The following is a 22,835-nucleotide window of genomic DNA, read 5'->3' on the forward strand; positions in this document are numbered from 1 at the left end:
CGCGCACGACGCCCGTCGAATAATCGGTCCGTCGGTATCCGACCGCCCCCACGCGCCCATCCGGACGCCTTCTGCGGCAAAGCGCGCCACCGGCGCCGGCCGCAGCGGCGGCATTCGGCCCGGCGTCCCCCGCTCGATCCGCCCCGGAGTGTCCATGCACCGCCGCAACCCGTCCCTGCTCGCCAGCGCCGTCCTGCTCGCCCTCACCGCCTCGCCCGCCTGGGCGCAGGCGCCGGCCACCGCCCCGGCCGAGGCCAACCCGACCAACCTCGACACCCTGATCGTCACCGGCACCCGCGTCGCCGATCGCACCGTGGCCGAATCGACCGCGCCGATCGACATCATCAGCCCGCAGACGCTGGAGGCCACCGGTACGGTCGAGCTGGCCACCGCGCTGTCGCGCGCCCTGCCCTCGCTGAACTTCCCGCGTCCGGCCATCACCGACGCCACCGACGCGGTACGCCCGGCGCAGTTGCGCGGCCTGGCGCCGGACCAGGTGCTGGTGCTGGTCAACGGCAAACGCCGCCACACCACCTCGTTGATCAACCTCAACGACAGCATCGGCCGTGGGTCCTCGCCGGTGGACCTCAACGCGATCCCGATCGCCGCGATCGAGCGGGTCGAAGTGCTGCGCGACGGCGCCTCGGCGCAGTACGGCTCCGACGCCATCGCCGGCGTGGTCAACGTGGTGCTCAAGGGCGCCGGCGACGGCGGTTCGATCGCCGCGCGCTACGGTCAGTACAGCGCCGGCGACGGCGAGCAGCACCAGCTCTCCGGCGACGCCGGCTTCTCCTTCGGGGAAAACGGCAAGCTGCACCTGGCCGCGCAGGGCGGGCACCAGGACAACACCAACCGCGCCCGCCCCTACCTCGGCTCGGTCGGTCCGACCAGCAATCCGCCCGGCAAGGTCGTGCACCGTTACGGCGATCCGGAGATCGACCAGACCGCGCTGGCTTACAACGCGCAATGGAGCCCGGCCGAAGGCGTGGAGTTCTATTCCTTCGGCACCGCCAGCCGCCGTCGCGCCATTTCCAACGGCTACTTCCGCGCGGCGGGCAATCCGAACAACATCCGCTCGGTGTATCCGGACGGCTTCCTGCCGCAGATCGACAACCTCAGCCAGGACCGCGCCTTCGTGTTCGGCCTGCGCGGCCAGACGGCCGGCGGCTGGAACCTGGACCTGAGCTACAACTACGGCCAGAACCAGCTCGACTTCGACGTCCGCCACAGCCTCAACCGCAGCCTGGGCGCGAACTCGCCGCGCGATTTCTACATCGGCGCGCTGGAAGTCACCCAGAACGTGCTCAACGCCGACGTCAACAAGGCCTTCGACCTGGGCTGGCTGGACTATCCGCTGACCGTCGCCTTCGGCGCCGAATGGCGCGGCGAGAAGTTCAACCAGTCGCCGGGCGAACCGGCTTCCTATGTCGCCGGCCCCGAGCCGGGCGCGCCCGGCGCGCAGGTCTTCCCCGGCTTCACCCCGGCCGATGCCAGCCGCCGCAACCGCAACAGCCATGCGTTCTATCTGGACCTGGAAACCGACGTTACCGACAAGCTGTCGCTGGGCGCGGCGGCGCGCTACGAAAGCTATAGCGACTTCGGCCAGACCACTTCGGGCAAGCTGTCGGCGCGCTACGCCTTCAACGACAAGGTCGCGCTGCGCGGCACCGTGTCCACCGGCTTCCGCGCGCCCTCGCTGCAGCAGCAGTTCTACCAATCGACCCAGACCGTGATCGTGCTCGGCGACCCGAACCCGTTCCAGGTCCGCACCTTCGCCGTCGACGATCCGGCCGCGGTCGCGCTCGGCGCCGAACCGCTCAAGGCCGAGGAGTCGACCAACATCGGCCTGGGCCTGGTGCTGCAGCCGCTGGAGTCGCTGTACGTCACCGTCGACGCTTACCAGATCGACATCGACGATCGCATCATCCTGTCGGAAAACCTGCGCGGCCCGGCGGTCGCGCGCTTCCTGGAAGCGCGCGGCTATCCCGGCATCAACGGCGGCCGCTACTTCACCAACGCGGTCGACACCCGCACCCGCGGCCTCGACATCGTCGGCAGCTATCGCTGGCCGCTGGCCAGCGGCACGCTCGACCTCACCGCCGGCTACAACCGCAACAAGACCACCCTGGAACGGATCGCGCCGAATCCGCCCGGCCTGACCGCCGGCGGCCTCAACCTGCAGCGCATCGGCCGGGTCGAGCGCGGCCGCATCACCCAGGGCGCGCCGCGCGACAAGTTCTTCCTCGGCGGCAGTTGGGCCACCGCCGGCGGCTGGCGCTTCGACGCCACCGCAACCCGCTACGGCGAATTCCACACGTTCAACGACGACCCCAGCGGCGCGCGCGACCAGACCTTCGCCGCCAAATGGACCCTCGACCTGGCCGCGACCTATGCGGTGAACGGCTGGGAGTTCACCGTCGGCGGCGACAACGTGCTCAACGAATACCCCGACGAGGCGATCTACGCCAACAGCGAAAGCGGCCAGCTGCCCTACAGCAGCTACGCCCCGTTCGGCTTCAACGGCGCCTTCGCTTACGCCAAAGTCGGGTACAAGTGGTGAACCTGCTGCATTGAGCCCTCGGCACGCATGCGAAGGCCGCCGTTGCGGCCTTCGCACTTTGTAAGGCCGTTGCGGTTGTCGTTGTCATTGCAGTTGCAGTTGCAGTTGCAGTTGCAGTTGCCGTTGCCGTTGCCGTTGCCGTAATGAGCTTGGCGCTGCATCGAACTCGCGAGAACGCCCTGCAGCCCCGGAGGGCGGCCCGCAAGGATGCGGGCCGTGCGCAGCCAGGCCAGGGATGGCCTGTGCGGAGCAGCCCTGCGCAAACCCCGTCCCATAGTGGCTCTTGATCCGAAACAGCCATGGCGTTTTCTTTGGTTACTTTCTTTGTCGCCTTGGACAAAGAAAGTGACCCGGCCGCTTGCGGACGGAAGCTTTCAGCTTTGAAGCTTTGGAAGCCTCCGAACAAGAAACGGCGCGAGACCGTAAGAACGCGGTCGCGGCTTGCGCCGCTCCTACACAAAGCACGCCACGCCGCCGCAGCCGCTCGGCTCGCGCAATTTCACATGATGCATACGCAAAGCGGCGCATCGGGCTGAATCATCGTTCATGCCCAAGACCCCGGCCGCGTCGCCATCGCCGGGTAGCGCCCGATGCGGGCAAATCCCTTCAATCCAAGGCCCGCACGCACCGCGCCGTTCGTCGCCCGCCCGCCGAGCGAGACAAAAATCAAGCAGAAACAATCATTTGCGAGCACAGAAATCGGCAAAAACACTTGCGCCGAAACCCGCCTTGCTCACATTCTTGCTGGGACCAGACCACAGGAGAGCCGATGCACCACACGTCCCTGATCGCGATTCTGGTAGCCGGCTTCGTCCTGGCCTTCATCTTCGGAATGATCGCGCAACGCCTGCGGCTGTCGCCGCTGGTGGGCTACCTCATCGCCGGCATCGTCGCCGGCCCCTTCACGCCCGGTTTCGTCGGCGACCAGACCCTCGCGCCGCAGTTGGCCGAAATCGGCGTCATCCTGCTGATGTTCGGCGTCGGCCTGCATTTCTCGCTGCGCGACCTGCTCGAGGTCAAGGGCATCGCCCTGCCCGGCGCGGTGGTGCAGATCGCCGTCGCCACCGCCCTGGGTTGGGGCATGGCCTGGATGTTGGGGTGGTCGCACGGTGCGGGACTGGTGTTCGGCCTGGCCTTGTCGGTCGCCAGCACCGTGGTGCTGCTGCGGGCCCTGGAAGAACGGCGCCTGGTCGAGACCGGCAAAGGCCGGATCGCGGTCGGCTGGCTGATCGTCGAAGACCTGGCGATGGTGCTGGCCCTGGTGCTGCTGCCGGCACTGTCGGGACTGCTCAAGGGCGAGACCACCGACGGCGCGCAGATCTGGTCGCAGCTGTTCACCACCCTGGCCAAGGTCGGCGCCTTCATCGCGGTGATGCTAATCGTCGGCCGCCGGGTGATTCCGTGGATTCTCGAGCGCGTCGCCGGTACCGGCTCGCGCGAACTGTTCACCCTGTGCGTGCTGGCGATCGCCCTGGGCGTGGCGTTCGGCTCGGCCGAACTGTTCGGCGTGTCGTTCGCGCTCGGCGCGTTCTTCGCCGGGATGATGCTCAACGAATCCGAATTCAGCCATCAGGCCGCCAACGAAACCCTGCCGCTGCGCGACGCGTTCGCGGTGCTGTTCTTCGTCTCGGTCGGCATGCTGTTCAATCCGATGATCCTGATCCAGGAGCCGCTGGAGGTGCTGGCGGTGTTCGCGATCATCGTGGTCGGCAAGTCGGTGGCCGCGTACGCGATCGTGCGCGCGTTCGGCAAGCCGCATTCGACCGCGCTGATGATCTCCGCCAGCCTGGCCCAGATCGGCGAGTTCTCCTTCATCCTCGCCACCCTCGGCCTGGACCTGGAGATCCTGCCCAAGGAGGGCCAGGACCTGATCCTGGCCGGCGCGCTGTTGTCGATCATCGTCAACCCGCTGCTGTTCGCCTGGCTGGACCGCAAGCAGGCGCGCGAGGCCGCGGCCCTGCAGGAAGCCCAGGCCGACGCGGCGCCGCCGGCCGTACCGGCCGACATCGGCCAACACGTGATCCTGATCGGCTACGGCCGGGTCGGCAGCGAACTGGCGCGGCTGCTGACCGAACGCGGCGTGCCGCTGGTGGTGATCGACGGCGAGGACAGCCTGATCGCCAAGGCGCGCGCCGCCGGCCTGCCGGCGATCCTCGGCAACGCGGTCAACGAGCGGGTGCTGCGCGAAGCGCTGCCGGAGCGCGCGACCACGGTCATGCTGGCGATCCCGCAGGCGCTGGAGGCCGGAGAGATCATCGCCAAGCTGCGCGAGATCAACCCGGCGCTGAGCATCGTCGCCCGCGCGCACAGCGACAACGAGGTCCGGCACCTGCTCGAACACGGCGCCGACGGCGCGGTGATGGCCGAGCGCGAGCTCGCCCACAGCCTGGCGGAAATGGTCATGGCCGCGCCGGTGTATCGTGGCGACCGCCACCTGCCGCCTTCGACCGCGCTGACCTGAGCGCGGTTTCCCCCACTCCACTGCGATACCGCCATGAGCGAAGCCACCGACCCGACCCCGACCCAGGACGTTGCCGAATCCGCCGCGCCGCAGCTCAACGCGGTCGAGGCGCGCATCGTCGCCTGCTTGATCGAGAAAGAAGCGACTACGCCCGACGTCTATCCGCTGACCCTCAACGCCATCGTCACCGCCTGCAACCAGAAGACCGCGCGCGAACCGACGATGCAGCTGGAACAGGGCGAGATCGCCAACGCCCTGCGCCGGCTGGAACCGCGCGGCTGGGTCAAGTCGCAGCACACCGCCCGCGCCGAGCGCTATTCCCACCGCGCCGCCGCGGTGCTGGACCTGACCCGGCCGCAAGCGGCGCTGATCGCCCTGCTCATGCTGCGCGGCCCGCAGACCGCTTACGAACTGCTGTCGCGCAGCGAACGCCTGGCCAAGTTCGACTCGGTCGGCGACGTGCAATACGCACTGGAACGGCTGGCTCAGCACAACCCGCCGCTGGTGCGGATGCTGGGCCGGCAGAGCGGCCAGCGCGAAGACCGCTACGGTCACCTGCTGAGCGGCGAACCGGTCTGGCACGGCAACGCGCACGAAGCCGGCCATGCCGACGGCGGCGGGTATGCGCCGGCGCAGTCGGCCCTGGTCGAACGCATCGAAGCCCTGGAGGCGAAGATCGCCGAGCTGGAAGCGCGGCTGGAAGCGGCGGGCGCTTGAGTCGCGCTGCGCGGCGCGTGCCGCTCTTGTAGGAGCGGCGATCGCGGGGCAAAAAAATCGCCGGCACGAGGCCGGCGATCGTTGGCGTCCTCGGCCAGGCCGGGGCTTACATCTGCTCCAGCGTCACCGCCACCGCATGCACCACCGCGCCGATCTTGAGCGCGCTCTGCACGCCCTGGGCGTTGATCTCGTGCTTGCGGATCACCTTCTCGTGCGAGTCCATGCAGGCGCCGCAGCCGTTGATCGCCGACACCGCCAGCGAGGCCAGTTCGAACGACATCTTGTCGATGCCCGGGCTGGCCATGACGTTCATGCGCAGGCCGGCGCGCAGCTGCCCGTACTCTTCGTTCTGGATCAGATGGGTGGCGCGGTAATAGATGTTGTTCATCGCCATCACCGCGGCCGCGGCCTTGGCCCCGGCGATCTCTTCCGGCGACAGCTTCTCGGCGGCGAAGGCCTCGATCGCGGCGGCCAGCGGCTTGTAGCGCGAGGCGATCGCCGAGGCCAGCGCGATGGCGCGGATCTGCTTGCCGTCCAGACCCGGCGAACCGGCGTCGCTGAGCACGCTGTCGAGGTTGAGCTTGAGGTCCTTGGCGTAATCGGGAAGCGAATTGCGAAGATCGGAAAGGCTCATCGGGAACTCCTGAATGCTGCGGAAGGCGCCGGTCCGGAGGACGGGCAGGCGTCGCCGCCTGGCGGGCGTGCGCGGGGCGCAAGGCGGGCTCGGAAACGACGGAAAGGAACGTTGCTGCGATTAGGGGCAGCCGGGGCGAACCCCGGCTGCAGGCATCCCGCACGGGAGGGAGGGAGGCCGGCCGAGCCGGCCCGCATGCGGGAATGACCGAAGAAGACTGCGCTGCCGGCGGCGCCGCCAGCGCAGGGAGAACCAAGGGGGAGCCGGGTCACGGAATCCGGCGCCACGGGAAAACGCTCAGCGGTCGGATCGGGCGTGCTCGGATCAGCTGTGCTCCGATCAGAGCCGGGCCGCCCGTTCGGGGGACGGCCCGGCGAGGATCAGGCGACCTTGAGGGTGTTCTCGCCCTGGTTCCAGTTGCACGGGCACAGCTCGTCGGTCTGCAGCGCGTCGAGCACGCGCAGCACCTCCTGCGGGTTGCGGCCGACCGAGCCGTCGGTGACGTAGACGAAGCGGATGATGCCTTCCGGATCGACCAGGAAGGTGGCGCGCTGGGCGACGCCGTCTTCGGTCAGGATGCCCAGCGCCGAGGTCAGGTCCTTCTTGATGTCGGCCAGCATCGGGAACGGCAGGTCGCGCAGATCCTTGTGGTCCTTGCGCCACGCCAGGTGGACGAACTCGCTGTCGGTCGAGGCGGCCAGGACCTGGCAATCGCGGTCGAGGAACTGCTGGTTCAGGTCGCCGAAGCCCTTGATCTCGGTCGGGCAGACGAAGGTGAAGTCCTTCGGATAGAAGAACACCAGCAGCCACTTGCCCTTGTAGGTGTCGTTGTCGATGTCCGCGAACGCGCTATCGAGGTTCTCGATACCGACGGTGGCCTTGACCTTGAACTTCGGGAACTTTTCGCCGATCGAAAGCATGTTGATGACTCCTAGACTAAGGATGGGAGGGTGGTAGAGGGGGGTGACGCCGGCAAGCACAACCTATGGCGCTTATGTTGCACGCCAGCATTTGATTACTGAAATGAATTGTTCCTATTATGCCGATAGCCATCCTCAATGGACAGCCGTCGATGAACCTTCGTGACCTCAAATATCTGGTCGCCCTGGCCGATCACAAGCACTTCGGCCGCGCGGCCGCGGCCAGCTTCGTGAGCCAGCCCACGCTTTCGACCCAGATCAAAAAGCTCGAGGACGAGCTGGGCGTATCCCTGGTCGAGCGCGCGCCGCGCCGGGTCATGCTGACCCCGGTCGGGCGCGACATCGCCGAGCGCGCGCGCAAAGTGATCGCCGACGTCGAGCAGATGGGCGAGATCGCCCGCCGCAGCCAGGACCCGGAAGCGGGCACGGTGCGCCTGGGCCTGTTCCCGACCCTCGGCCCTTATTTGCTGCCGCATGTGGTGCCCGGCTTGCGCAAGCGCTTCCCGCGCCTGGAACTGCTGCTGGTCGAAGAGAAGACCGACCAGATCCTGGCCCGGCTGCGCGACGGCCGCCTCGACGCCGGCCTGCTGGCGTTGCCGATCCACGACGATCAGTTGCACGTCGAGCCGCTGTTCGACGAGCCCTTCCTGCTCGCGGTGCCGCAACAGCATCCGATGGCCGCGCGCGATAGCCTGGAGCTGCACGATCTGGACGACCAGCATCTGTTGCTGCTGGAAGAAGGCCACTGCCTGCGCGACCAGGCGCTGGACGTGTGCCGCCTGGCCGGCGCCGACGAGCGCGACGGATTCCGCGCCACCAGCCTGGAAACCTTGCGGCAGATGGTCGCGGCCGGGGTCGGCATCACCCTGCTGCCGATGCTGGCGGTGCAGCCGCCGGTACCGCCCTCGCCCGACGTGCACCTGCTGCGCTTCAACGGCGAGCCGCCGCACCGCCAGATCGGCATGCTGTGGCGGCGCAGTTCGGCGATGTCGGAGTTCCTGATGCAACTGGCCGACGAACTGCGCAAGCTGCCGCAGTCGCTGTTGCAGCCGCCGCGCAGCCACGGCGCGCGCAAGCCGGTACGCGAAGCCCGATGAGCCCGCGCGGCTGGATCGCGCTGGCGCTGCTGTTGAGCGCGGTGGGCTGGTGGTATTCGCCGATCTCGCCGCGCGCGCTGCACTACCCCGCGCCGGCGCAGGGCGCGAGCGTGCGCTGCCCGATGCCGCCGCGGGTGCGCGACTACGCCGAACCGCTGCAGACGCCGGTGCCGGCCGGGTTGCGGCCGTTCCGGCTCGTCCCCGGCACGCTGACCCCGCTGGCCGGCTTCAGCATCGAGGGGCGAGTGCTGTCGCGACGCGATTACCGCAACGGCCTCACCGCCGAGTTTTCGCCCACCGACCTGGGCATAGGCTGGGGCCGCATGCGCGAGGAGGCGGTGCTGTCCAAACTGCGCTTCAGCCAGGAAGTGCGGTTCCTGACCTACCGTTTCGAAGGCGAGCCGCCGATCCCGCTGCAGGAGATGCAGCGCTCCAGCGCCAACCTGCACATCATTCCCGCCGACGCCGAGGTCGCGCGCGCGCTCAAGCGCACGCACAAGGACCAGCGCGTGCGCGTGCACGGCTGGCTGGTGCTCGCCGACGCCGGCGGCGGTTGGCGCTGGCAGAGTTCGCTGACCCGCACCGACACCGGCGACGGCGCCTGCGAGCTGGTCTACGCCTGCGCGATCGAACCGCTGTAACCGGGGCCGGCGCGCGTCGGCGACTGAAGGGCCGCGCCGGAAGCCCTACCTCCAGCGCTGGAAGTAGCTGTTGCAGTGGGTCGCGTAGATACGGCCGTTGTAGTCGGCCTCCAGGCAATAGCGGGTCGCGCATTTCTCCTTGGGACGATCGGCGGCATCGGTCCGCCGCCCGCGCCGATCCAGCGCGAGTCCGGGAGGTTACGGCGCGCGGCGCGGACGCCGGCGAACGCCGTACGCGCGGCCTGTCACCCCAGGCCGACCGGGCAGCTCACGCCGGTGCCGCCGAGGCCGCAATAGCCCTGCGGATTCTTCGCCAGGTACTGCTGATGATCGTCTTCGGCGTAGTAGAACTCCGGCGCCGGCGGCGCGGGGATTTCGGTGGTGATCTCGCCGTAGCCGGCCGCGCGCAGCCCGGCCTGGAACGCATCGCGGCTGGCGAGCGCGGCGCGGTACTGAGCGTCGTCCTCGCAGTAGATCGCCGAGCGGTACTGGGTGCCGGTATCGTTGCCCTGGCGCATGCCCTGGGTCGGGTCGTGGTTTTCCCAGAACACCTTCAGCAGCGCATCGAACGCGATCTTGGCCGGGTCGTACGCCACCAGCACGGTTTCGGCATGGCCGGTCTGGCCGCTGCAGACCTCGCGGTAGGTCGGGTTGGGCGTGTAGCCGCCGGAATAGCCGACCGCGGTGACCGCGACGCCCGGCAACGACCAGAACTTGCGCTCCGCGCCCCAGAAACAACCCATCCCGAACTGGACCCGGGCGAGCCCGGCGAAATCGTCGCGCAGCCTGGCGCCGCTGACGTAATGGACGTTGTGCAACGGCATCGGCGTGGCGCGGCCGGGCAGCGCGTCTTCGCGCTGCGGCAGGCGCTGCTTGAATGCGCCGATCCCGGGAATGGAAGTGCCGGCCATGAATTGCCTCCGTCTGCGGTTGCGGCGGTCATCCGCCGTGGCGAAGAGATGCGGCAACGCAGGCCGGGATTCAAGGCGACGGCAGCGGCAGAGAGCCGGGCCGAACGAGGTGCGACGGCCTTCGCCGCCCGCGCGGCCGCCGGCTCGTCGCCGGCCTTCAATACTGCAGTAGCGCGTGCACCGGCGCCGCGCCGCGCCAGCGCGAGCGTCCGTTCAGCGCGGGCAGCTCGATCAGCACGCTGGCCCCGACCAACACCGCATCCAGCCGCTCGACCAGTTCGCGCGCCGCCGCCAGGGTGCCGCCGGTGGCGAGCACGTCGTCGACGATCAGGGTGCGCTCGCCCGGCTTGAGTGCATCGCTGCGCACTTGCAGGCTGTCGCGGCCGTATTCCAGTTCGTACTCCACCGTCACCAGCGGCGGCGGCAGCTTGCCCGGCTTGCGCAGCGGCACGAAGCCGGCGTGCAGCTTCTGCGCCAGCGCGGCGCCGAAAATGAAGCCGCGCGACTCGATCCCGCACACCGCCTGCACCCCGCTGCCCTGCCAGGGCTCGGCTAGGGCGTCGATGCAGCGGGCGAAGCCGCCGGCGTCGGCCAGCAGCGGAGTCACGTCGCGGAAGGTCACGCCGGGCTTGGGGAAATCGGCGACGCTGCGGATCAGGGAAGACATCGAAACCAGGGAATCGCTCATGGTTCACCTTGGAAGAACATCGCGGCGCGCGCTTCAGGCGGCGTCGCGGCGGGCCGAGAACAGCGGCTGGTCGCCGCGCGCCAGGCCCAGGAAGATGCCGGCCAGGGACAGGGCCAGGCCGATCAGTTCGATCGCGCCCAGCCGCTTGCCGAACAGCAACACGTCCCAGACATAGGCCAGCAACGGCTGCAGCAACAGGCACAGGCCGACGATGCCGGCCGGCAGCAGCGGCATGGCGCGGCCGATCACCAGCCAGCCCAGCACCTGGGCGACCGCGGCGTAGGCGAACAGGATCAGCCAGTCGTGCGCGCTGGTCGGCCACAGGCTTTCGCCGCCGAACGGCACCGACGCCCCGAGCATGATCGCGCAGCCCAGGCACAGCCACCATTGCAAGGCTTCGTTCGGCGTGCGCCCGCGCCGCGCCTGGGCGGCGCGGAAGGCGAGCAGGAAGCCGCCGTAAGCCAGCGCCGCGCCGAGGCCGTAGACCACGCCGAGGCGGAAGCGCGCGTCCATCCCGCCCCAACCCGGCGCCAGCAACAGGCCCAGGCCGAGCAGTCCCATGACCAGGCCGGTCCACAACCGCCAACTGGTGTGTTCGCCCAGCCACAGCGCGCCGACGCCGGCGAGCACGAATACCTGGAAGTTCGCCAGCAGGGTCGACAGGCCGACGCCGACGTAGAGGATGCTGCGATGCCACAGCCAAAGATCCAGGGCCAGGAAGGCCGCACCGAGCATGACCAGGCCGAGGGTGCGCGCATCCGGGTGCCAGTCGCGCAGGCGCCCGCGTTGCCACGGCCGCCCGACCACCGCGAACAGGATCAGCGCTGCCAGCGCCATGCGCCAGAACGCCGACGCGGCCGGCCCGATCTGCACCCAGCGCACGAACACCGCCGAACTGCTGATCACCGAAGCGCCAAGCAGCATCTGCAACAGCGGTGTGCGCAACGAGTCGGTCGAAGCGACGGCGGGCGCGCTCATGCGCGGCGCTCGCGGCGGGTCGAATGACGCTGGAACATCGGGTCTGGCTCCGTTCGTGACCGGACCGCGCCGAGCGCGGCCGGGGCGTACGCGGCGCCGGTAGGGCCGCGTCGCGGGGTTCGATGGGTTGGATGGGCGCCGGCCTGCGGGACGCGGCGGCCGGCCGATGGGGTGAAGCGGCGGCGCGTCCGCCGCAGGCGATCAGGCCGGCAGCCAGCCCGGCGGCGTCGCCTCGGCCGCCGGCGACTGCGGCGGCGGTTCCCCGAACGACAGCCGTTCGACCACCTCGCGCGCCTGCGGCCAGGCCGCTTCCGGCACGCAAACCTGAACCGCACCGAACGGCGGCAGCTCGCCGACCCCGCCTAGCAGGGCCTCGCCTTTCAGGAACACCGGAATCCCGGCGGCTTCCAGGGCGTGGCGAACCAGGTGGGCATCGATCAGGTGGGCGGCTTCGTAGACGACTTGCATCGTCGGCGTCCTTCGGCGCGAAGGCCTGGCGGGTCTGCGCCCAGCATACGCCCCCCGGCGCATCGCGGGCGCCACGGCGAGCGCGCCGCCCGAACCGGCAACCCCGAATCGGCAAACCCGGCCGCGAGCGGCGGCCGGCGGTCGGGCGGACCGCCGACCGCCGCTCGGGCTCGTGCCGGATTGGGCCCCAGGCAAGGACCGCCGCCAGCGGCTAAACTCCCGTTTCTCCCTTTCCTACTGCCGTGACGCATGTCCGCCGATCCTGCCCGCTCCGCTCCCGAACTCCCGTCCGACACCGCCGCCGGCGCGGTCAAGCAGGATTTCATCCGCCAGATCGTTCGCGACGACCTGGCCAGCGGCAAGCATCAAGCGATCCGGACCCGCTTCCCGCCCGAGCCCAACGGCTACCTGCACATCGGCCACGCCAAGGCGATCTGCCTGGACTTCGGCGTCGCCAAGGAGTTCGGCGGGCGCTGCAACCTGCGCTTCGACGACACCAATCCGGCCAAGGAAGATCCCGAGTACGTCGCCGCGATCCAGGAAGACGTGCGCTGGCTGGGCTTCGACTGGGCCGAACTGCGCCACGCCTCGGACTATTTCGAGGTGTTCTACCTCGCCGCGCAGAAACTGATCCGCCAGGGCGACGCCTTCGTCTGCGACCTCAGCGCCGAGGAAGTGCGCGCCTACCGCGGCAGCCTCAACGAACCGGGCCGCAACTCGCCCTATCGCGAGCGCAGCGTCGAGGAGAACCTGGACCTGTTCGCGCGCATGCGCGCCGGCGAGTTCGCCGACGGCGCGCGCACCCTGCGCGCCAAGATCGACATGGCCTCGGGCAACATCAACCTGCGCGACCCGGCGCTGTACCGGATCAAGAAGGTCGCCCACCAGAACACCGGCGACGCCTGGCCGATCTATCCGATGTACGACTTCGCCCATTCGCTCAGCGACTCCTGCGAGGGCATCACCCATTCGCTGTGCACGCTGGAGTTCGAAGACCACCGCCCGCTGTACGACTGGTGCGTGGGCAAGGTCGACCTGCCGAACTCGCCCGAGCTGCTGGCGCCGCTGCTGGCCAAGGGTTATCCGAACGAAGCCGCGATCCCGCGCCAGATCGAGTTCTCGCGCGCCAACCTCAACTACACCGTGATGAGCAAGCGCAAGCTCATGGTGCTGGTGCAGGAAGGCCTGGTCGACGGCTGGGACGACCCGCGCATGCCGACCCTGCAGGGCATCCGCCGCCGCGGCTACACCCCCGCCGCGCTGCGCCTGTTCGCCGAGCGCCTGGGCGTGAGCAAGCAAAACTCGCTGATCGATTACTCGGTGCTGGAAGGCTGCCTGCGCGAAGACCTCGACGCGGCCGCGGCGCGGCGCATGGCGGTGATCGACCCGCTCAAGCTGGTCATCGCCAACCTGCCCGACGCGCACGAAGAGTCGCTGACCTTCTCCAACCATCCCAAGGACGAGAGCTTCGGCAGCCGCCAGGTGCCGTTCTCCAACCAGCTGTGGATCGAGCGCGAGGACTTCGAGGAAGTGCCGCCGAAGGGCTTCAAGCGCCTGATCCCGGGCGGCGAAGTGCGCCTGCGCGGCGCCGGCATCCTGCGCTGCGACGAGGTGATCAAGGACGAGGCCGGCAAGATCGTCGAGCTGCGCGGCAGCCTCGACCCCGAATCGCGCCCCGGCATGGCCGGCGCCGACCGCAAGATCAAGGGCACCATCCACTGGGTCAGCGCGCGCCACGCGGTCGCGGCCGAAGTGCGCCTGTACGACCGCCTGTTCGACGTCGCCGCACCGGACGACGACAGCGACGGCAAGACCTACCAGGACCACCTCAATCCGAATTCGCGCCGCACCGTGACCGGCTACGTCGAGCCGGCCGCGGCCGCCGCCGCGCCGGAGCAGTCGTTCCAGTTCGAACGGGTCGGCTATTTCGTCGCCGACCGCCGCGATCATCGCGCCGAGCGTCCGGTGTTCAACCGCAGCGTCACCTTGCGCGACACCTGGAGCGCACAGGCATGAGCCCGAAGATCGTCCACCGGCTGAAGGCCGATGTGCGCCTGGCCCTGCCGGACTGGGTCGACGCGGCGGTGGACCGCCAACGCGCCTACCACGACGACGAGGACAAGGTCGCGCTGGCCGTAGAGCTGTCCCGGCGCAATGTCGAAGCCGGCACCGGCGGTCCGTTCGGTGCGGCGATCTTCGATGCCAACGGTTATGTGGTCGGGGTCGGAGTGAACCGGGTCGTGCCGCAGAACTGCTCGGTCGCGCACGCCGAAATGATGGCGTTCATGTGTGCGCAGGCGGCGCTGAGCGCGTTCCGGCTCAACGAGATCGGGCCGATGACCCTGGCCACGTCGTCCCAGCCCTGCTGCATGTGTTACGGCGCCAGCTTCTGGGCCGGCATCGACCGCATGCTGATCGGCGCGCGCTCCGAAGACGTGATGCGCCTGACCGAATTCGACGAAGGCCCGCTGCCGGCGGACTGGATCGGCGAGTTGGAACGGCGCGGCATCGCCGTGCGCCGCGACCTGCAGCGCGACGCCGCCTGCGAAGTGCTGCGGCATTACGGCGAAAGCGGCGTGGCGTATTGAAACAGTTGCCTGTAGGAGCGGCGTGAGCCGCGACAACCGAAGCGGTTGTCGCCAGCGCCGCCGCCGAAGCGCGATTGGCCGCCCCGCAGTGTTCGGCCAGCCCGCTTCCGCTCATCGCTTCGGTTGCCGCGGCTCACGTCGCCCCTACAAATTCTTCATTACCGCGCGAATCCGACCATGACCGACTCCGCCCTGTTCTGCTGGTGCCGCGCCGGTTTCGAGCCCGAACTGGCCGCCGAACTCAACGAACGCGCCGCCGTCGCCGGCCACCCCGGCTACGCCCGCACCGAGCGCAACAGCGGCTACGTCGAATTCATGGTCGAAGACGCCGCCGCGCTGTCGCGCGCGCTGCCGTGGTCGAAGCTGATCTTCGCCCGGCAGAAACTGGTGCGCCTGGCCGACCTGCGCGGGCTGCCGGCCAGCGACCGGATCGCGCCGATGCTGGCCGCGCTGGAGGCGATCGCCGGCAGCGGGCTCAACGTATCGATGTTCGGCGAGCTGTGGGTCGAACACCCCGATTCCGATGCCGGCAAGCCGCTGGCCGGGCTCGCGCGCAGCTTCGGCAACGCACTGCGCCCGGCGCTGCGCAAGGCCGGCTGGCTCAGCCGCGAAGACGACCCGCGCCGGCCGCGCCTGCACGTGGCCTTCCTGGCCGGCGACCACGCGGTGCTGGCGATGTCCGACCCGCACGACAGTTCGCCCTGGCCGCTCGGCATCCCGCGCCTGCGCATGCATCCCGACGCGCCCAGCCGCTCCGCGCTCAAGCTCGAAGAAGCCCTGCTGACCCTGCTCGACGCCGACGAGCGCGAGCGCCGCGTGCGCGACAACATGCAGGCCGCCGACCTCGGCGCCGCGCCCGGCGGCTGGACCTGGGTGCTGATGCGCAACGGCATGAAAGTGACCTCGGTCGACAACGGCCCGCTGCGCCAGGCCCTGCTCGACAGCGGCCGGGTCGATCACCTGCGCGCCGACGGCTTCTCCTGGCAGCCCAAGCGCTCGCTGGACTGGATGGTCTGCGACATGGTCGAACAGCCGGTGCGGGTCGCCGAACGCATGGCGACCTGGTTCCGCGAGGGCTGGTGCCGGCAGGCGATCTTCAACCTCAAGCTGCCGATGAAGAAGCGCTGGGAAGAGACCCGGCTGTGCCTGGAGACTTTCGAGTACCAGGCGCACCGGCCGCTGATCGTGCGTGCGCGCCAGCTCTATCACGACCGCGAAGAGATCACCGTGTTCGCTGCGCCGAAGTAAGCTGCCCTCATCGCCGCGACGCGGCCGTCCAAGGAAAGGATCGTCATGCACCGCACCGTTGCGCCCCGATCCGCCTGCGCGCCGCCGCGTTCGCCCTCGCCGCCGCCCTCGCCTGCGCCAGCGCAGCGGTGCCGGCCGCGCCGCCGGCGCGGCCGTCCTGGAACGAAGCGGCGGTGATCGAGGAGGCCACCGGCGGCCGGCTCACCGGCACCCGCGGCGAGTACTACGACGACAGCTGCGAAGAGCGCATCGGCTACACCGCCAAGGCGGTCGACCTCAATGGCGACGGCCGCCCCGAAGTGTTCACCGAGCTGGAATCCGAATGCCTCGGCGGCCGCATCGGCGTATCGCTGGATCTCTACATTCGCGATGCGCGCGGCCGCTGGAAAGCGCAGTTCGGATTTCCTGCCGGCTACAACATCCTGCCGAGCAAGCACCTGGGCTACCCCGACCTGGAAATGACCGGGCCGGGCCTGTGCGCGCCGGTGTGGCGCTGGAACGGCACGCAGTACGCACTGCACAAGCCCTGCCCGCGCTGAGCCGCGCCACGCGCAGCGACACGCGTTTGGCCGGGCTTCATCGATGTGCAAGCGCCATCAACGCGCGACGCCGCTCGCAATGCGCACGCTCCGGCCTCGCGTATTCAGCGCCGGTTGCGCGAATTGATCCGCGCTTGACCCGCGCCGTTCTAGCGTCGCCTCGTCCCCAAACGCGAGGCTGCGACCATGAAGCGACACGCGATGAAGCGACACCCCCTCCTCGCCCTGGCGATCGCGACGGCTTTCGCCGGCGCGGCGACGGCGCAGGTGCCGTCCAAGGTGCAGGCCAAACACGATGCGGTCGAAAAGGCGGACGTCGCCGCGGCCGATGCGCGCGCGGCGCGCGAGAACGCCATCACCGCGCAAGCGGCGGCGCAGGCCGCCGCGGCGACCCGCGATCAGGGCGCCTCGAGCGCGCGCGGCGCGATCGCCGCCGAGGCCACCACGCAGCAGGCCAGGCAGTCGGCCGCCGATGCCCAGACCGCGGCGCACCAAGCGATCCGCGCCGCCGACGAAGCGCGCTCGGCACAAGCCGCCGCCGTCGACGGCAGCAATCCGCAAGGCGCCGCCGAGCAGGCCCGCGCGGCGATGATCGAAGCGCGCACCGCCAGCGCGATCGCCACCGACGCCAGCGGGCTCGCCCGCGCCGCCGCCGCGGCCACCGCCGAAGCCAATCGGTTGCCGGGCACGGTGATCGCGCCGCCGTCGGACGGCCGCGATGTCGACTTCCTCGTCGTCGACGCTAACGCCGACGGCAGCATCAGCCGCGAGGAAGCGCGCGCGCACACCGCCTTGAGCGCGAACTTTCTCGCCGTGGACGTCGACGCCGACGGCCGCATCAGCCGCGGCGAGATCGACGGCTGGCGCCGCTGAGCCGGCGCACCGACGGACCACGTCGACAGATCCGCCCGCGAACGCTCCCGCCGGGAAGCGTTCGCGGGACTGCGGGCTCGGACTGCATCGACGCATGCCGCTGAACTCTCCGGATACCCGCTTTCGCGGGCATGAGCGCAGCAGAGCAGACTGTCCACGCGCGGCAGACGCCGCGCCCCTTCCATCGCCGTCCCCGCTCCCGCGAAGGCGGAAACCCGCGCTTCATCCGGGCAGATCGGCGACGTTCCGCAGGCCCGCTTCGGCGGGCACGACGGCCGGGGCGTGCGAGGTTCCGCTGGCACCGTCCCGCTGCGCCGGCCACCGCCGTCCGCACCTTCGTCCGTACCGTTTCGCGCCCGCAGCGGCGGCAGGCGCTTGCGCCCCTAGTACTTTCGGCTGCCCTCGGCATCCTCCGCGTTTGCGCCGCCGGCGCATTGCGGCATAGTGCCTCGCTCCTCCTCCGCTCCGCCGTCGCAATGACCGCCACGCCGATCGCCCTCGACGCCGCCCGCCCGCTCGACCGCCGCGACGCCCGCACCCTGCTGCTGTCGGCGCTGGGCGGCGCGCTGGAGTTCTACGATTTCGTCATCTTCGTCTTCCTGACCGCGACCCTGCGCCAGTTGTTCTTCCCGCCGGGCATGCCGGGCTGGCTGGGCGAGTTGCAGGTGTACGGGATCTTCGCCGCCGGCTACCTGGTGCGGCCGATCGGCGGCATCGTCATGGCCCACTTCGGCGACCGCTCCGGGCGCAAGCGCATGTTCGCCCTCAGCGTGTTCCTGATGGCGGTGCCGACCTTGTGCATCGGCCTGCTGCCGACCTATGCCCAGATCGGCGTCGCCGCGCCGCTGTTGCTGCTATTCCTGCGCATCGTCCAGGGCATCGCGATCGGCGGCGAAGTGCCGGGCGCCTGGACCTTCGTCGCCGAACATGCGCCGCCGGGCCGAGCCGGCTTCGCCTGCGCCAGCCTCACCGCCGGCCTGACCGCGGGAATCCTGATCGGTTCGCTGATCTCCGCCGCGATCAATACCTGGTTCGCCCCGGCGCAGGTGCTGGATTGGGCCTGGCGCATCCCGTTCCTGATCGGCGGCGTGTTCGGTTTCCTCGCCGTGTATCTGCGCCGCTGGCTCAGCGAGACGCCGGTGTTCGCGGCGATGCGCGAAAGCCGCCAGCTGGTGCGCGAGCTGCCGCTCAAGCAGGTATTGCGCGATCACCGCGCCGGCGTGGTCCTGTCGATGCTGGTCACCTGGCTGCTGACCGCGGCGATCGTGGTGATCGTGCTGATGACCCCGACCCTGGTGCAGAGCCAGTTCGGCATCGCTCCGCAGCGCGCCTTTCTCGGCAACAGCCTGGCCGCGTTCTGCCTCACCCTCAGCGCGATCGGCGGCGGCCTGCTGGTCGACCGACTCGGCCGCGGCCGCGCCCTGTTGATCGGTTCGCTCGGCGTGCTCGCATCGAGCTATGCGCTGTATTACGACCTCGCCCACGGCGGGGCGAACTTCCTGCCGCTGTACGCGCTGGCCGGCACCTGCGTCGGCGTGGTCGGAGTGATCCCGGCGGTGATGGTGGCCGCATTCCCGCCCGCGGTGCGCTTCTCCGGGCTGTCGTTCTCCTACAACGTCGCCTATGCGGTATTCGGCGCGCTGACCCCGCCGCTGATCGGCCTGCTGACGCCCAAGCTCGGCGGCATGACCCCGGCCTATTACGTGATGGCGGTGGCGGCGATGGGCGCGCTGGTAGCAACGTACCTGCTGCGCACCCGGCGCGCGTTCCACGAGCACTGAGCGCACACGCCCGCGCTCAACACACCATCACGAAGCGGGCGAAGAAGATCCAGAGGCCGAGCAACCAGCAACCCAGCATCGGCGCCAGCCCAGCCAGCACCCACAGCGCGCGATGCAGCGTGCGCCGGCCGCGCGAACCACGCAGCGCCAGCAGCGGCATCGCCAGCCCCAGCAAGACGAACGCCCCCAGGATCGCCCAGCCCAGCGCCCAGAACAGCGGCGACTTCTCGCCCGCTTCCGGCGGGCATTGCCGCGTCGCCTGGGCGAGCGCGGGCCATAACAGGCAAGCGAATGCAGCGGCGATCGAACGCGCGTTGCGGATCATGGTGTCGGCATCTCCCTGCCAGGCAGCGGCGACGGCTACAGGCCCGCCGCGCGTTTCCAGAAATAGTGGGTCAGCGGCGGCAGCTTGCCGGCCAGGCCGAGCAAGGGCCCGCGCAACAAGGTCGCAACCAGCTCGTCGTTGGAGAACAGCTTGTTCAAGCCGTCGAAGCCGTGAGCCGCGAGCGCGTTCTCGCTGCGCCGCGTGCGCGCCCAACGCGCCAGCCGGTGCGGCGAACCCGGGTCGACGCCGCGCCGTTGCGCCTGGCGGAACAGGGCGCGCAGGCCGGCGACGTCGCGCAGGCCGAGGTTGACGCCCTGACCGGCCAACGGATGCACCACGTGCGCGGCATCGCCGGCGACCACCACCCGGCCGGCGAAATAGCGCTGCACCAGCTGCCGGCGCAGCGGAAACGCCGCGCGCGGGGAGACCGCGGTCAGCGCGCCGAGGCGGCCGTCGAAGGCGCGTTCGAGTTCGCCCAGGAAAGCGCCGTCGTCGATCGCGAGCAGACGCTCGGCCTCGCGCTCGGGCAAGGTCCAGACGATCGAGCTGCGCCGATCGCGCGCGCCGGGGTCGCCGACCGTCGGCAGGAAGGCGATCGGGCCGCTGGGCAAGAACCGCTGCCAGCAGGTCGCCTGGTGGCTCAGCGCGCTGTCGACGTAGGCGACCAGGCCGCGCTGATGGTAGTCGTGGCCGTCGGCTGCGATGCCGGCCAGGCGGCGTAGCTGCGACTCGGCGCCATCGGCGGCGACCAACAGGCGCGCGCGCAGGCGACGCCCGCCGTCGAGCAGCATGCCGACGCTGTCGGCCGGATCGCGTTCCAGCGCTTCGACCCGGTTCGGGCAATGCAACTGCACGCCGGCCGCCGGCAGCGCCGCCCAAAGGCGATCGACCAGCAGGCCGTGCTCGACGATCCAGCCCAGTTCGCGGCGGCCGAACGCGTCGGCGTCGAACGCCAGCTCGCCGCCGCCGGCCGCGTCCCACACCCGCATGCCGCGGTAAGGCTGCACGCGCGCGTCGCGCACTGCCGGCCACACGCCCAGGTCGTCGAGCAGCGCGGCGTTGTCCGGAGCGAAGGCGTAGACGCGCAGGTCGGGCCGCTCGGCCTGCCAGCGCGGCGGTTCGCGCGCTTCGACCAGGGCCACTTCCAAACCGTCGCGGGCGAACGCCAGCGCCGCGGCGGCGCCGACCACGCCGGCGCCGACCACGACCACGTCGAGCAGTTCGCGCCGACTCATGCGCGGCCTCCGGCGGGGCGTGGCGGGTCGACCGCGTCGCCGCGGCACAACGCCGGCACTTCGCCGCGATAGCCCATCGCACCGCCGACCAGGAACGACTGCGCGCTGGCGACCCGGTCCACCGCGAACAGGCCCAGGCTGCGCAGCGGCCGCAGCAGGCCGCTGTCGTTGGCGCTGATCCGCGCCAGGCCGTCGGAGAACGCGACCGTGCGTTCTCGGTCCGGCAGGCGCCGGGCGACGTAACGGTCCAGCAGGCCCGGCGCACCGCAATCGACGCTGCCGTGCGCGGCCAGTTCGGTTTCGATCAGCTCGGCCAGGGTCATCGCATCGCGCAGGCCGAGGTTGAAGCCCTGGGCGCCGATCGGGTGGATGGTCTGCGCCGCATTGCCGACCAGCAACGCGCGCGGTGCGGCGATACGCGCCGCCAGCACCCGGATCGCCGGGTAAAGGTTGCGCGCGCCGCAGTTGAGAAAGCGGCCGCAACGCCAGCCGAAGACCTGTTGGGCGTGGGCCAGGAAACCGGCTTCGTCGAGCGCGGCGACCGCCTCGGCGCGCGCGCTGGCGACGCTGTGGATCAGGCCGTAGTGGCGGTCGCCGCGCGGCAGCAGCGCGGTCGGGCCATCGTCGGTCAGGCGTTCGTAAGCGGTGCCGTCCGGCCCGCGCTCGCCGCGCAGCCGGGTCACGAACAGGGTCTGGCCGTAATCGTGTTCTTCGGCGCCGATGTTCAACGCCGCGCGTACCGCGCTGCGGGTGCCGTCGGCGGCGACCAGCAGGCGCGCGCGCAGCACGCGCTCGCCGGCGCCGTCGGCGACCCGCACGCCGCGCCAGCCGTCGCCGGCTTCGGCCAGGCCGGTGAAGCGCACCGGCCGGTAGCGGTGCAGTCGCGGCAGTTCGGCCAGGCGCGCTTCCAGCGCCTCGCCGAAGTCGCGCGCGACCACGATCCGGCCGAACTCCTCGCGCCCGTAGCGCGAGGCCTCGAGCACGGCGCGGCCGAAGTCGCCCTTGCGGCTGATGTGGATGCGCCGGATCGCGCCGGTCGGCGCGCGCAGCTTGGCCAGCACGCCGAGCGCGCCCAGAGCGTTGAGGGTGGCTTCGGCGAAGCTGAGGTTGCGTTCGTCGAACACCGCCGGCAGCGCGCCGGGCGGCGCGGCTTCGATCAGGCCGACGTCGAGGCCGAGCCGGTCCAGGGCAATGGCGAGACTGGCGCCGACCAGGCCGCCGCCGACGATGAGCACGTCGTGGCTGGCATGGACGGCGGCGGGTTGCGGAACGTCTGCATTCATCCGCTCATGATACGGCCGGCTCCGCGCAGCGTGTTTCCGCAGGCCGGCGCGCGGCGCCGGTTCTGCGACATCGTGTCGCGGCGGCGCGAGCGCGGCGATGGCCAGCGCGGGCCCGATCGCGCCGGCCGGCCCCGGGCTGCGGCGGCGACCCGGCCTGCGCCTCGGCGAGCGCTTGGAATCAATCACTTAGCGACTCCGTCCGGCGACCGGCGGCGGAAACCGGCACTTTCATCGCAGGTTCCTTAGAATGTCCGGATTGGCGCGCCATCCGGCGTCAGGAGCCACCGTCATGCAGCCCAACACCCAACGCAGCCTCATCTTCGTCCTGCTCGCCGTGCTGATGGCGGCCACGCGCGTGAACCACTTCACGCCGATTCCGGACGCCTCCTGGGCGGTGTTCTTCATCGGCGGCTTCTACCTGCGCTCGTGGACGCGCTGGGCGTTTCCGGCGCTGATGGCGCTGGCGGTGGCGGTCGACTACGCGGTGATCACCCGCCAGGGCCTGAGCTTCTGGAATCACTACTGCGTCTCGGCGGCGTACTGGTTCCTGGTCCCGGCCTACTTCGCGATGTGGGCCGGCGGCCTGTGGGTCGCGCGCAACTACGCCCGCCGCTGGAGCACGCTGGCGCTGGCCGCGGTCGCCCTGCTGGCGTCGACCGCGATCTGCCAGCTGCTGAGCCAGGGCAGCTTCTACTGGCTGTCGGACTCGGTGGCGAACAAGAGCGTCGCCGGCTGGGCCGCCAACTACATCGAATGGCTGCTGCCCTACCTGCGCACCGCCGCCGTCTATGTCGGCATCGCCGCGCTGGTGCAGGCGATCGCTGCCGGCGCCGCCAAGTCCAAGGCCGGCGCGCCGGGCGCGGACGACGCGCACAAGCGCTGAGTCCG

Annotated in this window: 21 protein-coding genes; 12 read left to right on the forward strand and 9 right to left on the reverse strand. The window is 70.2% G+C overall.

What is annotated here, in order from left to right; translation table 11 throughout:
- Positions 1-154 precede the first annotated feature (154 nt).
- From V2J18_RS17555 to V2J18_RS17565, 3 genes are all read left to right on the forward strand, one after another.
- Positions 155-2,560: a TonB-dependent receptor plug domain-containing protein gene (locus V2J18_RS17555; RefSeq protein ID WP_336132466.1), complete on the forward strand. Its 2,406-nt coding sequence runs from the start codon at positions 155-157 to the stop codon at positions 2,558-2,560.
- Positions 2,561-3,329: 769 nt separating this feature from the next.
- A complete protein-coding gene (gene ybaL / locus V2J18_RS17560) occupies positions 3,330-5,021 on the forward strand; it encodes a YbaL family putative K(+) efflux transporter (protein WP_064748910.1) in 1,692 nt (563 codons plus the stop codon).
- A gap of 33 nt (positions 5,022-5,054) precedes the next feature.
- Positions 5,055-5,738, forward strand: coding sequence for a YceH family protein (locus V2J18_RS17565; RefSeq protein ID WP_064748909.1), 684 nt, complete (start codon positions 5,055-5,057; stop codon positions 5,736-5,738).
- Between the two features lie 106 nt (positions 5,739-5,844).
- On the opposite strand, the gene ahpD is transcribed toward V2J18_RS17565, so the two are convergent.
- Positions 5,845-6,372 (reverse strand): alkylhydroperoxidase, AhpD family, encoded by a 528-nt coding sequence (gene ahpD, locus V2J18_RS17570; protein ID WP_064748908.1) that lies wholly within the window; start codon positions 6,370-6,372, stop codon positions 5,845-5,847.
- Positions 6,373-6,752: 380 nt separating this feature from the next.
- Positions 6,753-7,292, reverse strand: coding sequence for a peroxiredoxin (locus tag V2J18_RS17575; RefSeq protein WP_064748907.1), 540 nt, complete (start codon positions 7,290-7,292; stop codon positions 6,753-6,755).
- A 152-nt stretch (positions 7,293-7,444) separates the two neighbouring features.
- On the opposite strand from V2J18_RS17575, the gene oxyR reads away from it, so the two are divergent.
- Both oxyR and V2J18_RS17585 read left to right on the forward strand, forming a co-directional pair.
- Complete coding sequence (oxyR, locus tag V2J18_RS17580) at positions 7,445-8,389, forward strand: DNA-binding transcriptional regulator OxyR (RefSeq protein WP_336132467.1); 945 nt, start codon at positions 7,445-7,447, stop codon at positions 8,387-8,389.
- Complete coding sequence (locus V2J18_RS17585) at positions 8,386-9,030, forward strand: hypothetical protein (RefSeq protein ID WP_064748903.1); 645 nt, start codon at positions 8,386-8,388, stop codon at positions 9,028-9,030. Before oxyR ends, V2J18_RS17585 begins: the two co-directional genes overlap by 4 nt.
- A 245-nt stretch (positions 9,031-9,275) precedes the next feature.
- Here the strand turns inward: V2J18_RS17585 and msrA are convergent, their stop codons facing one another.
- From msrA to V2J18_RS17605, 4 genes are all read right to left on the reverse strand, one after another.
- Positions 9,276-9,926 (reverse strand): peptide-methionine (S)-S-oxide reductase MsrA, encoded by a 651-nt coding sequence (gene msrA, locus V2J18_RS17590; protein WP_064748905.1) that lies wholly within the window; start codon positions 9,924-9,926, stop codon positions 9,276-9,278.
- 172 nt (positions 9,927-10,098) lie between these two features.
- Complete coding sequence (locus V2J18_RS17595) at positions 10,099-10,629, reverse strand: adenine phosphoribosyltransferase (RefSeq protein ID WP_079248259.1); 531 nt, start codon at positions 10,627-10,629, stop codon at positions 10,099-10,101.
- Between the two features lie 33 nt (positions 10,630-10,662).
- Positions 10,663-11,607, reverse strand: coding sequence for a DMT family transporter (locus tag V2J18_RS17600; protein WP_064748902.1), 945 nt, complete (start codon positions 11,605-11,607; stop codon positions 10,663-10,665).
- Positions 11,608-11,808: 201 nt separating this feature from the next.
- The gene (locus V2J18_RS17605) at positions 11,809-12,075 is read right to left on the reverse strand and encodes a putative signal transducing protein (protein WP_064748901.1); all 267 of its coding nucleotides are present in this window, start codon (positions 12,073-12,075) and stop codon (positions 11,809-11,811) included.
- Positions 12,076-12,324: 249 nt separating this feature from the next.
- Here V2J18_RS17605 and V2J18_RS17610 point away from each other — a divergent pair, with 249 nt between their 5' ends.
- From V2J18_RS17610 to V2J18_RS17635, 6 genes are all read left to right on the forward strand, one after another.
- Complete coding sequence (locus V2J18_RS17610; protein ID WP_064748897.1) at positions 12,325-14,091, forward strand: glutamine--tRNA ligase/YqeY domain fusion protein; 1,767 nt, start codon at positions 12,325-12,327, stop codon at positions 14,089-14,091.
- Positions 14,088-14,663, forward strand: a complete 576-nt coding sequence (locus tag V2J18_RS17615) for a nucleoside deaminase (protein ID WP_064748896.1) — start codon at positions 14,088-14,090, stop codon at positions 14,661-14,663. Before V2J18_RS17610 ends, V2J18_RS17615 begins: the two co-directional genes overlap by 4 nt.
- Before the next feature lie 177 nt (positions 14,664-14,840).
- Positions 14,841-15,911, forward strand: a complete 1,071-nt coding sequence (gene rlmM / locus V2J18_RS17620) for a 23S rRNA (cytidine(2498)-2'-O)-methyltransferase RlmM (protein WP_336132468.1) — start codon at positions 14,841-14,843, stop codon at positions 15,909-15,911.
- 128 nt (positions 15,912-16,039) lie between these two features.
- A complete protein-coding gene (locus V2J18_RS17625) occupies positions 16,040-16,450 on the forward strand; it encodes a hypothetical protein (RefSeq protein WP_336132469.1) in 411 nt (136 codons plus the stop codon).
- Between the two features lie 201 nt (positions 16,451-16,651).
- Positions 16,652-17,323, forward strand: a complete 672-nt coding sequence (locus tag V2J18_RS17630; protein WP_336132470.1) for an EF-hand domain-containing protein — start codon at positions 16,652-16,654, stop codon at positions 17,321-17,323.
- Between the two features lie 476 nt (positions 17,324-17,799).
- On the forward strand, positions 17,800-19,104 hold the full coding sequence (locus V2J18_RS17635) for an MFS transporter (protein WP_064748892.1): 1,305 nt from the start codon (positions 17,800-17,802) through the stop codon (positions 19,102-19,104).
- Between the two features lie 16 nt (positions 19,105-19,120).
- Here the strand turns inward: V2J18_RS17635 and V2J18_RS17640 are convergent, their stop codons facing one another.
- The 3 genes from V2J18_RS17640 to ubiH are packed head-to-tail and all read right to left on the reverse strand — an operon-like array spanning position 19,121 to position 21,947.
- On the reverse strand, positions 19,121-19,429 hold the full coding sequence (locus V2J18_RS17640) for a hypothetical protein (RefSeq protein ID WP_064748891.1): 309 nt from the start codon (positions 19,427-19,429) through the stop codon (positions 19,121-19,123).
- 35 nt (positions 19,430-19,464) lie between these two features.
- Positions 19,465-20,664, reverse strand: a complete 1,200-nt coding sequence (locus tag V2J18_RS17645) for a UbiH/UbiF family hydroxylase (protein ID WP_336132471.1) — start codon at positions 20,662-20,664, stop codon at positions 19,465-19,467.
- Positions 20,661-21,947: a 2-octaprenyl-6-methoxyphenyl hydroxylase gene (ubiH, locus tag V2J18_RS17650; protein WP_336132472.1), complete on the reverse strand. Its 1,287-nt coding sequence runs from the start codon at positions 21,945-21,947 to the stop codon at positions 20,661-20,663. Before ubiH ends, V2J18_RS17645 begins: the two co-directional genes overlap by 4 nt.
- Before the next feature lie 289 nt (positions 21,948-22,236).
- Between ubiH and V2J18_RS17655 the strand changes: the two genes are divergently transcribed.
- Positions 22,237-22,830, forward strand: a complete 594-nt coding sequence (locus V2J18_RS17655; protein ID WP_064748888.1) for a hypothetical protein — start codon at positions 22,237-22,239, stop codon at positions 22,828-22,830.
- Positions 22,831-22,835: the final 5 nt, after the last annotated feature.

The organism is Lysobacter firmicutimachus, from assembly GCF_037027445.1.
Taxonomy (GTDB): Bacteria; Pseudomonadota; Gammaproteobacteria; order Xanthomonadales; family Xanthomonadaceae; genus Lysobacter; species Lysobacter firmicutimachus.